A 14,592-nucleotide genomic window follows, 5' to 3' on the forward strand; every position below is an offset into this window, starting at 1 on the left:
AGTCCGATTGCACGGGACAGCTTAGGCCGGCATGGCTGATAGGAAAACAGAAGCGTTTCCAAAAGGGAGATTAGGGGGCCGGTCGGCTGCTGGCAGCGGTACGAGGAGGCCACTATGTGCCAGTGCCGGCCGGCCGACCCCACGGACCCAGGAGATGCGGCGGACCTGAGCATCATGGGGTATCATTTGGGCTTGCGGCCTGTGCTCCTCGTGCCGACGCCCGTCCTTCTTCTCAACTCCACAGTCGCGCAAGATTACTTGAAAATCAACACTTTCTTAACCACGGCTCGCGAATCGCTTGGGTTAAGGTAAACGGTTGAGCTTAATGCGCTTGACTGCCTGACCCTTGCCGGCATCACGCCGCACGCGCGACCACGCGGTTGCGGCCGCGGGTCTTGGCATCATAGAGAGCAAGGTCTGCGCGTTTCATCAGGCCGGCAACCGTGTCGCCCTTGGCCAGCAGCGAGGACACACCGACGCTGACCGTGACCGACACGCTCTTGCCCGCTCCACTGATGGCAAAAGGCGTCTGCGCCACCTCGGCGCGGATGCGCTCGGCAACCATCTCGGCCAGCGCGCCATCGGTGTCGGGCATCACCACGACGAACTCCTCGCCGCCGAATCGGCAAGCGAGATCAATGCCGCGAACGCTCTTCTTCACGCGTCGCGCGAACTCGCGCAGCACTTCGTCGCCACCATCGTGACCAAAGGTGTCGTTGATCCGCTTGAAGCGGTCGAGGTCGGTGATCATCAGCGAAAGCGGCCTGTGCCGCGCGACCGCACGGTCGAACAGTCGCGGCAGGTGGCTGTCGAGATAGCGGCGGTTGTGCAGGCCTGTCAGCCCGTCCGTCACGGCCATCTCGATGGTCTGGCTGACGCTCTGCCTCAATTCGTCGTTGTAGCGCTTGCGGCGCACCTGCGTGCGCAGCCGTGCAATCAGTTCCTCGCGATCGAGCGGCCGCACCAGATAGTCGTTGATGCCCAGCTCGAGCCCGCGAATGATGCGGTCATCCTCTTCCTTCCGGACCAGGAGCACGATCGGCAGCGACCTGGTGCGGTCGAGCGACCGCAACTGCGAGCACAGGCGCAACGGATCGAAATCAGAAAACCCGGTCGACACGATGACGCATTCATAGCTGCCTTCGGCGGCATTGAAGAGCCCCGACTGCGGGTCGGCGGCGACCTGCACCTCTGCCGCCCCGTCCAGCAGCGCGCAGATATGGGCGGCTGAAGACGTCTGCTCGTCGATCAGCAGCACCTTTGGAATGGTTTCCTGCAGCAGCTCGGATCGCGACAGCAGCTCGTCCAGGCCGATGCTGTGTGTCGTCGAGGCGCGCAAGCGCAACTCGTCGGTCAACACCTTGAGGCGCACCAGGCTCTTCACGCGCGTGACCAACTGCAGGTCGTTGACCGGCTTGGTGAGGAAGTCGTCGGCGCCCACCTCGAGCCCGCGCACGCGATCGGTGACGTGGTCGAGGGCCGTGACCATGACGACGGGGATGTGGGCGGTCGCGGGATTGGCCTTCAGCCGGCGGCAGACCTCGAAGCCGTCCATGCCGGGCATCATGATGTCGAGCAGCACGACATCGACCTTGCCGGCCTCGCAGGCGGCGATGGCATCGGGCCCGTTATAGGCGGTCAGCACTTCGAAATATTCGGCCAGCAGCCTGACTTCGAGCAGCTTCACATTGGCCGGGATGTCGTCGACGACAAGGATGCGCGCGGTCATGCCAGTGCCTCGTGCGAACCCGGCGAGCGCATCAGGCGTCGCCCAGGTAGGATTTGATCGTCTCGATGAAACGCGGCACCGAGATCGGCTTGGAGATGTAGGCTTCGCAGCCACCCTGCCTGATCCGCTCCTCATCGCCCTTCATGGCAAAGGCGGTAACGGCGATGACCGGGATGCTGTGGAGGTCGTCGTCCTCCTTCAGCCACTTGGTGACCTCCAGGCCCGAAACCTCGGGCAGCTGGATATCCATCAGGATCAGGTCCGGCCGATGCTTGCGGGCAAGATCAAGCGCCTCGAGGCCGTTGCGCGTACGCACGGTCTCGTATCCGCTTGCCTCGATGAGGTCGCGAAAGAGCTTCATATTGAGCTCGTTGTCCTCGACGATCATCACCTTCTTAGCCATCGAATTTTCCGCCCCGATTGCGCACCAGATGTCGGCGGCAATCATCATGCGCGCCGGATGCGCACACCAACCCCGAATCCGACGTTAACTCAAGAACATTACGAAACGTAAAACGCCCCTGCCAAGTCACGGACCGGCCGGTACAGCATTAACGGTTGCCGCAAGGCACGCTTGCAGCTACTCCCTTGGCAGGCCGGAACGAGCGGGAATGTCGATGCAGAAGAGCCAAGCAAATCAGGATCACGCCGAGGCGCTGGCAGTCCAGGCGCTGGCTTTCGTCGCATCCGATCCCGAGCTTCTGCCGCGGTTTCTCGCCATTACCGGCATCGAGGCGCAACATGTTCGGCTTGCGGCCCAGGAGCCGGGCTTCCTGGCAGGCGTGCTGCAATTCATCCTCGCCCACGAGCCGACGCTGCTGCGGTTTTCGCAAGAAGCAGGCATAGCGCCAGGCGAAGTCGGCATCGCCGCCCGCGCCCTGCCCTTGGGCAATGACGACCACGAACGTTCGGCATGAGCGAAGATCCTGAGACGGCGCGCCAGATCGCCGAACTTGCCCGCGACACCCGCCCGCTGCTCGTGCTCGACGTCGACGAAGTGCTGCTGGAATTCATGGTCCCCTTCATGCGCTTCCTCGACGCGCAGGGGCTGGTGTTCCTGGCCAAGTCGTTCAAGCTGACCGGCAACATCGTCGACCGGAAAACCCAAATCGCGGTCGACCAGGAAGCGGTATCAGGGCTGCTCGACGGCTTTTTCCTTGCTCAGCGCGAATGGCAGACCGCAGCCCAGGGGGCGGCAGACGCCGTGGCAACCCTCGCCGGCAGCGCCGAAGTGGTCATGCTGACGGCGATGCCACACAGGCATCGCGACGTCAGGCGGCTGCATCTCGACGCGCTCGGCTTTCCCTATCCGCTGCTGACCACCGAAGCGGCAAAGGGACCGGCCCTCAGGCAACTGAGAGGCGAAAGCCCTCGCCCGGTCGCCTTCGTCGACGACATTCCGTACAATCTGGTTTCGGTACGCGACGCCGTCTCCGACGCGCATCTGTTCAACCTGATGTCCTATCGCGAAATGCGCCTGCTGATGCCGCCCATGCCGGACGGCATCGTGGTGGCAGAAGATTGGACCGAAGCCGCGCCGAAGATCGCCGCGGCCCTTGGCCTCTAGCCGGGCCGGCTAGTCACCCAGATTGCGCCACCAGTCGCGGCCGGAATCGAGCCTTTCGATACCGGCGCTGTCGAGCGCCGTCGCCCACTCGGCCGACGACTTTCCAGCCAGCACGAGGTCCGGCGCGATTTCCGCGAGCGGCACCATGACGAAGGCCCGGTCGAGCATGCGCGGGTGCGGAATTTCCAGCCCGACGTCGCTGACATTGCTTTCCCCGTGCAAAAGCACGTCGATGTCGATCAGCCGTGGCCCCCACCGCTCGACGCGCACCCGCTTGAGCCTGCGCTCCACCTCCAGACAAAGCTCCAGGAGTTCGAGCGGCGAAAGCGACGTCGCAACCTCGGCGGTGACGTTGAGAAAATCCGGTTGGTCGACCTTGCCCCAGGGCGGCGTGCGGTGGAGCGACGAAACCGTCACGACACGCGTCTGGCCGCTGGCATCCAGCATGTGCAGCGCCGCAGCCATCGATTTCGCCGGGTCGCCAAGATTGCCGCCGAGACTGAGAAACGCCCGCTCCTCAGCCTGGCCAGACAACGGTCACCTCTACATAGTCCAGGACACCAGGCACCGGCGCATTCGGCTTGCGAACGGTGATCTCCGCCTTCTTGATCTGCGGGAAACGCTCGGCCAGCGCCCTGCCGCATTCCTGCGCCAGCGCTTCGATGAGGAAGCGCCGCTCGCCGGTGATGATCGATTCGATGACCTGGAAGGCAACGCCGTAGTCGACGGTGCTCTCCATCGAATCGTCCCCCAACGGACGCGTCGGGTCTACGGTCAATTCGGCATCGACATAGAAGCGCTGGCCAAGCGTCTCTTCTTCGTCGAACAGACCGTGCCGCGCAAAGAAAGCGCAGTTTTTCATTCGGATGAGGTACATCGAAGTCAGTGTCCCGGCAGGTTGGTCTGGCGCGCTAGCATAGCATCCGCGAATGCCAGCGCGTCCACGTTGATTGCGACATTATGGACGCGGAATATCTGCGCGCCCTTCATGCGGAGAATGACGCTCGTCGCCGCCGTGCCCGCATCGCGGTCGGCAGCCTCGCGTCCGATGATATGGCCGACGAAACGCTTGCGCGACGTGCCGGCGAGCAGCGGATAGCCTAGTTCGGAAAGCTCCGAGAAGCGTGCCATCAGCTCAAGGTTCTCGTTTTCGTCCTTTGCAAAGCCGAAGCCGGGATCGAGCATGACCTGCTCGTCGCGAACGCCGGCCGCGCGCGCGATCTCCAGCGAGCGGCGCAGGAAGGCAAACTGATCGTCGATCACGTCGCCCAGCTTGGCGCGGTCGCGGCCGGTATGCATGATGACCAGCCCTGCCCCGGTCTCGGCGGCGACCCTTGCGATGCCGGGCTCGCGCTGCACGCCCCACACGTCGTTGACGATATGGGCACCGGCGGCCACGGCGAGGCGCGCCGTCTCCTCGCGATAGGTATCGACCGAAACCAGCACGTCGCCTGAACGGGCGAGCTGGGAGATGATCGGAAGGACACGGTCCTGTTCTTCCGCTGCCGAAACCGGTGCGGCACCGGGCCGCGTCGATTCACCGCCGACGTCGACGATGGCTGCGCCTTCGGCAACCATCCGCATGGCCTGTTCAAGCGCCAGCTCAGGCGCGTCGAACGCGCCGCCATCGGAAAAACTGTCAGGCGTGACGTTGAGGATGCCCATGACAAGCGCCCTGTCGCCGAGATCGACATGGCGCCCATGCGCCAGTTGCCATCGTTTGCCGGTCATGCCGTCGCCACAAAAGAACTCCAGAGCACAGACCGCGTCACGAAATATCAACGCTTGCAGCATCAACTCGCCGTGCGGCCACTTCTTGCGGCACCGATTTCCGTTGCGCCGCCAACGCCCCTAACGCAAGGTAGGCCAAGAGGCAACTAATGAAGCAACTCTTCCTCGCCGCCCTGCTCACTGGAGGCATTTGCCTACCCGTTCAGGCGGCAACTGTGTCGAAATCCTACAGCTATTTCACCATCACCGGCAAAACGCTCGACGAGATCGAACAGCAGCTGATGACGCGCGGGCCCGAGGTCAAGAGCACCGGTGGCAGGCATCCCGGCGCGACGCAGATGGAGTTCACCAGCCGGATCGGCTACGCCGAGGTCAAGGGCGGCTGCGCCATCGTCTCGGCGCAGGTCAGCGTCAAGGCCAAGGTGATCCTGCCGCGCTGGCGCCAGAACGGCAAGGCGGCACAGGACGTCAAGCTGATCTGGAACACGCTGTCATCCGACATCAAGCGCCACGAAGAAAGCCATGTGGTAATCGCCAAGAACCACGCCCGCGAGTTGGAGCAGGCGCTGAAGGCTATTGGCAGGCAGAAGACCTGCGCCATCGCCGCCGCCAAGGCCAAGGCGACCAGCGATCGTATCCTCGGCGCGCACGACCGCGCGCAGGAAGAGTTCGATCGCATCGAGGGCATCAATTTCGAAAGCCGCATCATCAGGCTGCTGCGTTACCGCCTGGAGCGCATCGACGCCGGCAAGATCAAGGGCTGAGGGCGGACCTCGCCGCTAGTCGGCAACACCGAGTTTCTTGTGCAGGCTCGTCGACGAGGTCGTGTACTGGAACACGATCCGTTCCTTGGGGCTGATGACGTGCTTGGCCGCCTGGGCCATCAGCGCTGCCTCGTGAAACCCCGACAGGATCAGCTTCAGCTTGCCGGGATACCAGTTGATGTCGCCGATGGCGAAGATGCCCGGCACCGAGGTCTCGAACTTCTCGGTGTCGACCGGGATCTGGTTTTCGTGGAGATCGAGGCCCCATTCGGCCACCGGCCCGAGCTTCATCGTCAAGCCGAAGAACGGCAACAGACGCGTGCAGGCAACCTCAACTTCGCTGTCCGGTCCCTTGACTGCGATCGACCTGAGAGCACCGTCCTCGCCCGAAAGCGCCGACACCTGGCCGATCACCAGGTCGAGCGCGCCAGCTTGCTGGAGCGCATGCATCTTGTTGACGTTGTCGGGCGCCGCACGGAATTCCGGCCGACGGTGGACAAGGGTAACCCGCCTTGCGATGGGCTGGAGATTGAGGCTCCAGTCAAGCGCCGAGTCCCCGCCACCTACCACGACGACGTCGTGGCCACGGAACTCTTCCATGCGCCGGACCGAATAGCTGACGCTTGATCCTTCATAGGCTTCGATGCCGGGGATTGGCGGCCGCTTGGGCTGGAACGAACCGCCACCGGCAGCGATCACCACCACCTTGGCTTCGAACACCTCGTTCTCGTCGGTCGTGACGCGAAAGCCACCGCCTTCCAGACGCTCCAGCGCCGTCACCATGCGATTGAAGCTGAAGCCCGGCTTGAACGGGGCGATCTGCTGCAGCAGCTTGTCGACCAGCTCCTGCGCTCCGACGACCGGATAGCCCGGAATGTCGTAGATCGGCTTTTCCGGATAAAGCTCGGCGCATTGCCCGCCCGGCCGGTCGAGGATGTCGATCAGATGGCAGCGCATGTCGAACAGACCGAGCTCGAACACGGCAAACAGGCCGACCGGGCCGGCACCGATGATCAGGACGTCGGTATGGGTAATGTCGCTCAAAGCCACCCTCGCCGCTCACGCACGCACATATAAGGAATGTGCATGAGATGCACGGCCATGCCAAGCGAGGCGCAGATGGGAAGGCTCAGCCCTGGCGCTCGGGCACGGTGACGATCAGGCCATCGAGTTCGTTCCGGACCTTGATCTGGCACGACAGGCGCGAATTCGGCTGCACCTCGTAGGCGAAGTCGAGCATGTCTTCTTCCATCGCTTCGGGCTCGCCGACGAGCGCGGTCCACGCTTCGTCGACATAGACATGACAGGTCGCGCAGGCGCAGGCGCCGCCACATTCGGCCTCGATGCCGGGTACCGCATTGCGGATGGCGTTTTCCATCACCGTCGAGCCGTTTTCGGCCTCGACTTCGAAACGGGTGCCGTCATGGGCGATGTAGGTAAGCTTGGTCATGCTCGTTCCTAAGAAAGGTCACCCGGCAGATAATCACTCCACCGTGCAAGTCAACTGCGGCGCGTACGCGCCGCCTCATGTCGGGATCGAGATGGAAGCCCTAGCGGCTGATGGCGGCGAGGAAGTCGCGCAGTTCGTCGATCAGGCCGGCAAGGCGTTTGAGCAGCCTGGCGTCGTCCGGACGCTCCTCCAGTTCGGCGACACAATCGGCGATCGGAAAAGCGCCGACGCCCCGCGCTGCGCCCTTGAGGGCATGGCACAGCCTGAGGCGTTCGGCCAGGTCAGCCGGTACGATGGCATCGCGGACGGAAAGCGCCTGGTGGACGAACATGTCGAGCACTTCGCGCTCGACATCGCGGTCGCCGATGGTCTGCCGCGACAGGTGTTCGAAGTCGATTGGACGGCCATGCGACGCGCCAGAAGATTCGCCCCCCGGCATGCCGAAGGCCACCGAACCGGTTTCGCGCATTACCATTCAACCCCTGCCTCGCCACTCGCCCATGGGTTGGTAACCTAGGGCGACCATGTGGATAACCCGTTAACCCGGCAACCCCAGCAAGCGCATGGCGTCGGGCCCAATAATCACTCCAGTGTTAACCTTATATTTAAACTTTTACGTATCGGGGCGAATGCATGTTTTCTTTACCCGATTGTGTCACTACGATACGGGCGGTCCATATTGAGCCTCGGACGCGGTCAAAAATAGGACAAAAAGTCCAGAGATTCCGCGTCTTTAGTACAGGGTAGCGAAGGCATGGCGAAGAAATCCACTCCGACAAAAAACCTCGATCTCGACGTAGCCAAGGAGCTCGAGCAGGCGCTCGATCTCGACCTGAGCGGCGCCGATGACGGCGGCCTCGACATGGCCGCATCGATGGACGATCTCGAAGCTCAGATTTCCCAGGCAGCTGAGGAACTGGCGCGCGAAAGCGGCAACAAGAAGCCCGCAGCGCCCAAGCCGGAACCGGCGCCGATGGCACGCGCCGCGGCCGAGCCGCCGACCCAATTGCGCCCCGTCGAAACCCGCCCGCTGCAGCCCGAAGGCTTCAAGCCGGCCAATGACGATCGCCAGAAAGACTACAAGTCGCTGCTTCACAGCCTCAACCGCCGTGCATCCAGCACCATCTACTGGATGGTCGGCCTTGTCTCGGTCGCCTGGGTCGCAGGCGCCTTGGCCCTCGCCGACCGTGTCGTCAGCCCGAGCATCTGGACCATTCGCTCGATCGACGACATCTTCGCGCGTCCGGGCCTGCTGATGCTGCTGGTCGCCACCGTGGTGCCCATCGCTCTGTTCTGGGCCTTCGCCGCGATGATCCGCCGCGCCCAGGAAATGCGCATTGCAGCGCAGTCGATGACCGAAGTGGCCTTCCGCCTCGCCGAACCCGAAAACATGGCACAGGACCGTGTCATGATGGTCGGCCAGGCCGTGCGCCGCGAAGTCGCCGCCATGGGCGAAGGCATCGAGCGCACGCTGGCCCGCGCCGTCGAGCTCGAGACGCTCGTCCACACCGAGGTCAACCAGATCGAGCGCTCCTATTCGGAAAACTCCGCCCGCATCCGTTCGCTGGTCGACGGCCTCGGCAGCGAGCGCGAGGCCGTTGTATCGCACGCCGAGCGCGTACGCGCCTCGATCGCCGGCGCGCATGAGACGCTGCGCGACGAGCTTGGCTCGGCTAGCGACATCATTCGCGACAGCATCCTCAACGCATCGACCAAGCTGTCGATGACGATCACCAATTCCGGCGACACGCTGATCGACCGCATCAACGAAGGCGGCATGGGCCTGTTCGAAGCGATCGACAACCGCATGGATTCGATCAGCGACCGCCTGTCGACCTCGGGCGAGGCCTTCGCCAGCCTGCTCGACACGCGCATCGCCAAGCTGACCCAGAGCACGGACGAAGTTACCCGCTCGCTGACCGACATGCTCGACGACCGTACCTCGGGCATGGTTTCGCTTCTCGGCGGCGCTGCCAAGACCATCAATTCCGAATTCGAGGCGAGCCTGCACGGCATCGAGCGCATCCTGGCCGAACGTGGCCAGGCGCTCATCGGCGAGTTCCAGACGCGCGCCGAAGCACTCGACACCGGCACCGCCAAGCTCAATGCCGCGCTCGAAGCCCGCGCCCGCCAGATCAACGAGACGCTGGTCGAACGTGCCCGCGAGATTGCAACGACCTTCGTCGAGGGCCGCGATTCGCTGTCGGCGATGATCGACCAGGGCAAGACCCAGATCGGCACCGACCTCGCCGACATCATCACCTCGACCTCGACCATGCTCGAAGCCCGCGCGACCGACTTCGCCGGCCGCATGGAGGCTGCCCGTCACCAGGTGTCTCGCGCCTTCGACGGCGACATCCAGCGCCTTTCCGACGCCCGCGTCGGCATCGAGCAGGCGGTCGAAGATCACACCCGCAAGCTGTCGGACGCCCGCGACCGGATGGCAGCGGCACTCAAGGACGATCTCAGCAAGTTCGCCGAAGGCCGCGCCAGCATCGAAGCCGCCGTTGGCTTCCAGGTCCAGAAGCTCGCCGAAGGCCGCAGCCTGATCACGCGCGCCCTCGACGACGACATGCGCAAGCTGGACCAGTCGCGCCAGGCCATCGACGAAACCCTCACCGGCCAGTTCCGCCAGTTGGCCCAGGGCCGCGAACAACTCGCCCAGGCGCTCGTGGAAGACTCCGAGAGACTCGTCCAAGCCCGTACGAACATTGACGAAATGGTCGCCGGTCATGTCGGCAAGCTGGCCGAGGGCCGCTCGATCCTGACGCGTGCACTCGAAGCCGACCTGACCAAGCTGGCCGACAGCCGCAGCAGCATCGACGGCCTGGTCGCCGGTCAGGTCGAAAAGATCGCCGAAGGCCGCGCCATCCTGGCATCTGCCCTGGAACGCGACCTCGATGGCATCAAGGCGCTCGTCGACGGCCACTCCTCGAAGATCGCCACAGACCGTGCCGGCCTTGCCAAGGCACTCGAAACCGATCTCGACGGCATCAAGGCACTGGTCGACGGCCATGCGTCGAAGATTGCGACCGACCGCGCCGAGCTGTCGCGCAGCCTGGAAGCCGACATCTCGAACATCCACGGCCTGATGGAAGGCCATGCCGACAAGCTCGCGGAAGAGCGCACCCTGCTCTCCAAGACGCTGGAATCCGACCTTGCCAAGCTGGCCGACAGCCGCGCCGGCATCGACGGCCTGGTCGCGGGCCAGGTCGAGAAGCTCGCCGAGGGCCGCGACATCCTCAAGCGTGCGCTCGAAACCGATCTCAACGCCATCCGCAGCACCATCGCTGCACAGTCGGAGAAGCTCGCCGAAGACCGTTCGCTGCTGTCCCGCTCGCTCGAGGCCGATCTCGACAACGTCAAGAGCCTGGTCTCCAACCACGCCGAACGACTCGTCGCCGAACGCGGCGCGTTGTCCAAGGCGCTGGAAGACGATCTTGCCAAGCTGGCGGAAAGCCGCTCCGGCATCGACGGCCTGGTTGCGGGCCAGGTCGAGAAGCTCGCCGAAGGCCGCGACATCCTCAAGCGCGCGCTCGAGTCGGATCTGAACACCATCCGCAGCACCGTCGCCTCGCAGTCGGAGAAGCTGGCCGAGGACCGCGCCATGCTGGCCCGCTCGCTCGAAGCCGACCTCGACAGCGTCAAGGGCCTTGTGTCGAGCCATGCCGAGCGCCTGGTCGCCGAACGCGGCACCCTGTCCAAGGCGCTTGAAGACGACCTCGCCAAACTGGCGGAAGGCCGCTCCGGCATCGACGGCCTCGTTGCCGGCCAGGTCGAAAAGCTGGCCGAAGGCCGCGACATCCTGCGCCGCGCCCTGGAAGCCGACCTCGCCAAGATCGACGGCATGATGCTCGGCCAGGTCGACAAGCTGGCTGCCGGCCGCGACGCGCTGACCAAGGCGCTCGAAGCCGACCTTGCCATGCTGAACGACAGCCGCTCCAGCATCGACAGCATCGTCGCCGGCCAGGTCGACAAGCTGGCCGCTGGCCGCGACGCCCTGACCCGGGCGCTCGAAGCCGACCTCGCCTTGCTGAACGACAGCCGTACCAACATCGACGGCATGGTGGTCGGGCACGTCGGCAAGCTCGCCGAAGGCCGCGACACCTTTGTCCGCGCCCTCGATGCGGATCTCGGCAAGCTGGGCGACGCCCGCCGCGAGATCGACCTTGCTATCGCCGGTCATATCGACCAGATCGCCGCACGCCGCGTCGACATTTCCGACGCGATCGCCAGTGATGTCGAAAAGATCGAGGAAGCCTTCCGCCGCCAGACCGGCGTCATCGAAGAGCGCACCGGAACGATGGAACGCGCGCTGTCGCTCGGCGTCGACAACGTCCGCGGCGTGCTCGAAAAGAGTGCCGTCTTTGTCGCCGGCGCCCTGCGCGACAAGGTCATGGAAGTGACATCCGCCCTGCACGAGCAAGCCGGCCAGGCCTTCAGCGACGCCGACCGTGTCATCGCCGAGCGGGCCGAACAGACGTCGAATGCCCTGCTTGCCCGGGCCGAAGACATCGCCCGTGCGTTCGAGGAGGCCGACGGCCGTCTCGCGGCCAGGGCACACGAGACGTCGAACTCGCTGCTGGCCCGCGCCGAAGAAACCGCCGATACGCTGTCGGCCAAGGCGGGCGAGATCGCCCAGACCTTCGACGCAGCCGACCGCTCGCTGATCGCGCGCGCCATCGAGACCGCGGAATCGCTGTCGGCCCGTGCCGGCGACATCCTGCGCAACTTCGACAACGCCGACGAGCGCCTCGGCCTGCGCATCGGTGAATCTGCCGATGCATTGGCTGCCCGTGCCGCCGAACTCGGCCGTATCTTCGACACTGCCGACGAAAAGCTCGCGGCGCGCATTGCCGAAGGCGCCGACTCGCTCGGCGACCGTGCCGGCGAACTCAGCCGCATCTTCGACGCGGCCGACGAGCGCATTGCCGCCCGCGTCGCCGACAGTTCAGCGACGCTCGGCAGCCGCGCCGGCGAAATCGTCCGCAACTTCGAGGAAGCCGACGAGCGTCTTGCGGCGCGCGCCGCGCAGACGGCCGACACCCTGTCCGGTCGCGCCGCCGACATCGGCCGTGCCTTCGAGGAAGCCGACAGCCGGATTGCGGCTCGCGTCGACCAGACGGCGGAATCGCTGCTTGGCCGTGCCGCCGAAATCAGCCGCGCCTTCGACGAAGCCGACGGCAGGATCGCCGCTCGCGTCGATCTCACCTCGCAATCGCTGCTCGGCCGCGCTTCGGAAATCGGCCAGGCCTTCGACGAAGCCGGCCAGCAATTGGCGGCCCGCGTGACCGAGAGTACCTCGGGCATCGGCGAGCATGCGGCATTGATCGCCAACGCCTTCACCGAGACCGAGCAGCGCGTCGTTGCCCGCGCCCAGCGCACGGCGGCGGATCTTGATGCCCGCGCCCGCGCCATCGAGGAAACGCTGGCCAATGTCGACGAGCGCCTGGCCGCTGGCGCCGAAGGCGTCGCGACCCGCATCGGCGAGCACCTGTCGAGCGCGGAAAACCGCCTCGCCCATGGTGCCGAGTCGATGGGCCAGAAGCTCAACGATCAGGTTGCCCAGGCCGAAGCCCAGCTGGTCGCCCGCGCCAACGTGATTGCCGAGACCTTCACCGCCGTCGGCCAGCACATCGGCCAGAGCACCAATGAGGCCGCGCGCACCATCGGCACCAACACGCGTGAACTCAACGCCATGCTGGCCGAACGCTCGAACGAGATCGCCAAGATCCTCGACGAGACGGCGCGTCCCCTGGTCGACCGCTTCGCCGAAAGCGGCAACGACCTGCACCGCTCGATGGAAGAGGCGACCGCCCGCGCCACCGAAAAGCTGCGCAGCGAAAACGCAATCCTCGCCGACGCGCTTGCCAGCCGCACCGCCGAGACGCTGTCTGCCGTCGAGGGCGCACGCTCGACGCTTGCCGACAGCGTGGCCGATCTCATCGGCCGGATGACAACGTCGAGCTCGCAGCTCGGCGAACTGATCGAACGCGCGGCGCAGAACCTCGCCACCGTCGACGATCGCCTCACCGGCAGCACGACGAACTTCTCGGCCACCACCGAGAAGGCAGCGCAGACCTTCGCCAGCGCCGCGCGCCTGGTCGACTCGAACACCAACCGGCTGACCGACCTGTCGTCGAGCACGCTGCGCGAAGTGGCCTCCATCGCCACCAAGTTCGACGAGCACAGCCGCCTGCTGTCGAGCGCGTCCAACCTGCTGTCCTCGGCGCAGAGCAATCTCGAGCACACACTCGAACGCCAGTCGTCGCTGGAGGACCTGGCCGTCGGTCTCGTCAAGAAATCGGAAGACCTCGAGCGCGTCATGCAGTCGTTCGAGCGCCTGGTCGGCCAGACGCTGGAAAGCGCCGAAGGCAAGACCATGGAATCGGCCGAGAAGATCCGCGCCGCTATCTCCGATGTCGTCGAAACCGCGACAAAGCGCTTCGCTGACGCCACCGAGGACATGCGCCGCACGGCCGGCTCGATCAAGACCGAGCTCGAAAGCACTCGCGCCGAGCTCAAGAAGGGCGTGCTCGACATGCCGGAGGAGGCCAAGGAATCGACCACGGCCATCCGTCGCGCCGTCTCCGAGCAGATCAACGCGCTCAAGGAACTGTCGGCGATCGTCGCCAAGTCGGGCCGCACCGTGGACGTCTCCGACGCCTCGCTGCGCAACACGCAGCCGCCGGCGCAGCAGCCGCGCCGCCCGGCCCCGCAGCCCGAGCAGCGTCGCGAGCCGCCGGCAGCACCGTTGGGCGGTAACGCCGGCCTGCGCGGCACGCTCGACATCGAGCGCCCGGCAGCCCAGCCGCAGCCGCCGGTCCGCGAGCCTGCCAGCCGCGGCCAGCAGGGTGGATGGGTGCGCGACCTGTTGACCGGTGCCTCGCGCGAGGAGCAGCCTGCCCGCCAGGCGGCCCAGCCCGAGCCGCGCGCCGTGCCCGCACAGCGTTCGCCGATGCATGTGGTGGAATCGCTCAACTCGCTGTCGGTCGACATCGCCCGCGCCATCGACCACGAAGCCTCGATCGAGCTTTGGGACCGCTATCGCCGCGGCGAGCGCGACGTCTTCACCCGCCGGCTCTACACGCTGAAGGGCCAGCAGACCTTCGACGAGATCCGCCGCAAGTATCAGTCCGACGGCGAATTCCGCACGGCCGTCGACCGCTACTGCGACGACTTCGAGAAGCTGCTCAAGGATGTCTCGCGCAGCGACCGCGACAGCATCATGACCAAGACCTACCTGACCTCGGATACCGGCAAGGTCTACACCATGCTGGCCCACGCGGCGGGACGCCTGAAGTAAGGCTGTCCGAAAGGACGCATGGCACGAATCAAAAGGGCAGCAGGT

General features: G+C 65.1%; 12 protein-coding genes. 4 read left to right on the forward strand and 8 right to left on the reverse strand.

Annotated features, from left to right (window positions below; translation table 11 throughout):
- Nucleotides 1-355: 355 nt before the first annotated feature.
- Together ASC75_RS15475 and ASC75_RS15480 are read right to left on the reverse strand one after the other, a co-directional pair.
- Complete coding sequence (locus ASC75_RS15475) at nt 356-1,729, reverse strand: PleD family two-component system response regulator (RefSeq protein ID WP_055977163.1); 1,374 nt, start codon at nt 1,727-1,729, stop codon at nt 356-358.
- Between the two features lie 31 nt (nt 1,730-1,760).
- Entirely contained in the window at nt 1,761-2,132 is a 372-nt protein-coding gene (locus ASC75_RS15480) for a response regulator (protein ID WP_055977704.1), read from the reverse strand.
- A gap of 214 nt (nt 2,133-2,346) precedes the next feature.
- Between ASC75_RS15480 and ASC75_RS15485 the strand changes: the two genes are divergently transcribed.
- Both ASC75_RS15485 and ASC75_RS15490 read left to right on the forward strand, forming a co-directional pair.
- Nucleotides 2,347-2,646: a DUF3572 domain-containing protein gene (locus ASC75_RS15485; protein ID WP_055977707.1), complete on the forward strand. Its 300-nt coding sequence runs from the start codon at nt 2,347-2,349 to the stop codon at nt 2,644-2,646.
- Nucleotides 2,643-3,296, forward strand: coding sequence for a hypothetical protein (locus ASC75_RS15490; RefSeq protein ID WP_055977170.1), 654 nt, complete (start codon nt 2,643-2,645; stop codon nt 3,294-3,296). Before ASC75_RS15485 ends, ASC75_RS15490 begins: the two co-directional genes overlap by 4 nt.
- 9 nt (nt 3,297-3,305) lie before the next feature.
- On the opposite strand, the gene folK is transcribed toward ASC75_RS15490, so the two are convergent.
- From folK to folP, 3 genes are read right to left on the reverse strand one after another with little or no spacing between them, the layout of a single operon-like run.
- Entirely contained in the window at nt 3,306-3,761 is a 456-nt protein-coding gene (gene folK / locus ASC75_RS15495) for a 2-amino-4-hydroxy-6-hydroxymethyldihydropteridine diphosphokinase (RefSeq protein WP_244487855.1), read from the reverse strand.
- 52 nt (nt 3,762-3,813) lie between these two features.
- Nucleotides 3,814-4,173: a dihydroneopterin aldolase gene (gene folB / locus ASC75_RS15500; protein ID WP_055977176.1), complete on the reverse strand. Its 360-nt coding sequence runs from the start codon at nt 4,171-4,173 to the stop codon at nt 3,814-3,816.
- Nucleotides 4,174-4,178: 5 nt separating this feature from the next.
- A complete protein-coding gene (folP, locus tag ASC75_RS15505; protein WP_055977179.1) occupies nt 4,179-5,027 on the reverse strand; it encodes a dihydropteroate synthase in 849 nt (282 codons plus the stop codon).
- A gap of 149 nt (nt 5,028-5,176) precedes the next feature.
- Between folP and ASC75_RS15510 the strand changes: the two genes are divergently transcribed.
- Nucleotides 5,177-5,791, forward strand: a complete 615-nt coding sequence (locus tag ASC75_RS15510) for a DUF922 domain-containing protein (protein ID WP_055977181.1) — start codon at nt 5,177-5,179, stop codon at nt 5,789-5,791.
- Nucleotides 5,792-5,806: 15 nt separating this feature from the next.
- Here the strand turns inward: ASC75_RS15510 and ASC75_RS15515 are convergent, their stop codons facing one another.
- The 3 genes from ASC75_RS15515 to ASC75_RS15525 form a co-directional block, all read right to left on the reverse strand.
- The gene (locus ASC75_RS15515) at nt 5,807-6,835 is read right to left on the reverse strand and encodes an NAD(P)/FAD-dependent oxidoreductase (protein ID WP_055977191.1); all 1,029 of its coding nucleotides are present in this window, start codon (nt 6,833-6,835) and stop codon (nt 5,807-5,809) included.
- Between the two features lie 85 nt (nt 6,836-6,920).
- Nucleotides 6,921-7,241 (reverse strand): 2Fe-2S iron-sulfur cluster-binding protein, encoded by a 321-nt coding sequence (locus ASC75_RS15520; RefSeq protein WP_055977193.1) that lies wholly within the window; start codon nt 7,239-7,241, stop codon nt 6,921-6,923.
- Nucleotides 7,242-7,341: 100 nt separating this feature from the next.
- Complete coding sequence (locus tag ASC75_RS15525) at nt 7,342-7,716, reverse strand: Hpt domain-containing protein (protein ID WP_156381275.1); 375 nt, start codon at nt 7,714-7,716, stop codon at nt 7,342-7,344.
- A gap of 279 nt (nt 7,717-7,995) precedes the next feature.
- Between ASC75_RS15525 and ASC75_RS15530 the strand changes: the two genes are divergently transcribed.
- Nucleotides 7,996-14,547 (forward strand): kinesin, encoded by a 6,552-nt coding sequence (locus tag ASC75_RS15530; RefSeq protein ID WP_055977195.1) that lies wholly within the window; start codon nt 7,996-7,998, stop codon nt 14,545-14,547.
- Nucleotides 14,548-14,592 lie beyond the last annotated feature (45 nt).

The organism is Aminobacter sp. DSM 101952 (genome assembly GCF_001424795.1).
Lineage (GTDB): Bacteria > Pseudomonadota > Alphaproteobacteria > Rhizobiales > Rhizobiaceae > Aminobacter > Aminobacter aganoensis.

Bases quoted from the DNA above. Each gene is read 5' to 3' on its own strand.
- ASC75_RS15475 (WP_055977163.1), bottom strand. From the start codon at position 1,729: ATGACCGCGCGCATCCTTGTCGTCGACGACATCCCGGCCAATGTGAAG.
- ASC75_RS15480 (WP_055977704.1), bottom strand. From the start codon at position 2,132: ATGGCTAAGAAGGTGATGATCGTCGAGGACAACGAGCTCAATATGAAG.
- ASC75_RS15485 (WP_055977707.1), top strand. From the start codon at position 2,347: ATGCAGAAGAGCCAAGCAAATCAGGATCACGCCGAGGCGCTGGCAGTC.
- ASC75_RS15490 (WP_055977170.1), top strand. From the start codon at position 2,643: ATGAGCGAAGATCCTGAGACGGCGCGCCAGATCGCCGAACTTGCCCGC.
- folK (WP_244487855.1), bottom strand. From the start codon at position 3,761: ATGGCTGCGGCGCTGCACATGCTGGATGCCAGCGGCCAGACGCGTGTC.
- folB (WP_055977176.1), bottom strand. From the start codon at position 4,173: ATGTACCTCATCCGAATGAAAAACTGCGCTTTCTTTGCGCGGCACGGT.
- folP (WP_055977179.1), bottom strand. From the start codon at position 5,027: ATGACCGGCAAACGATGGCAACTGGCGCATGGGCGCCATGTCGATCTC.
- ASC75_RS15510 (WP_055977181.1), top strand. From the start codon at position 5,177: ATGAAGCAACTCTTCCTCGCCGCCCTGCTCACTGGAGGCATTTGCCTA.
- ASC75_RS15520 (WP_055977193.1), bottom strand. From the start codon at position 7,241: ATGACCAAGCTTACCTACATCGCCCATGACGGCACCCGTTTCGAAGTC.
- ASC75_RS15525 (WP_156381275.1), bottom strand. From the start codon at position 7,716: ATGGTAATGCGCGAAACCGGTTCGGTGGCCTTCGGCATGCCGGGGGGC.
- ASC75_RS15530 (WP_055977195.1), top strand. From the start codon at position 7,996: ATGGCGAAGAAATCCACTCCGACAAAAAACCTCGATCTCGACGTAGCC.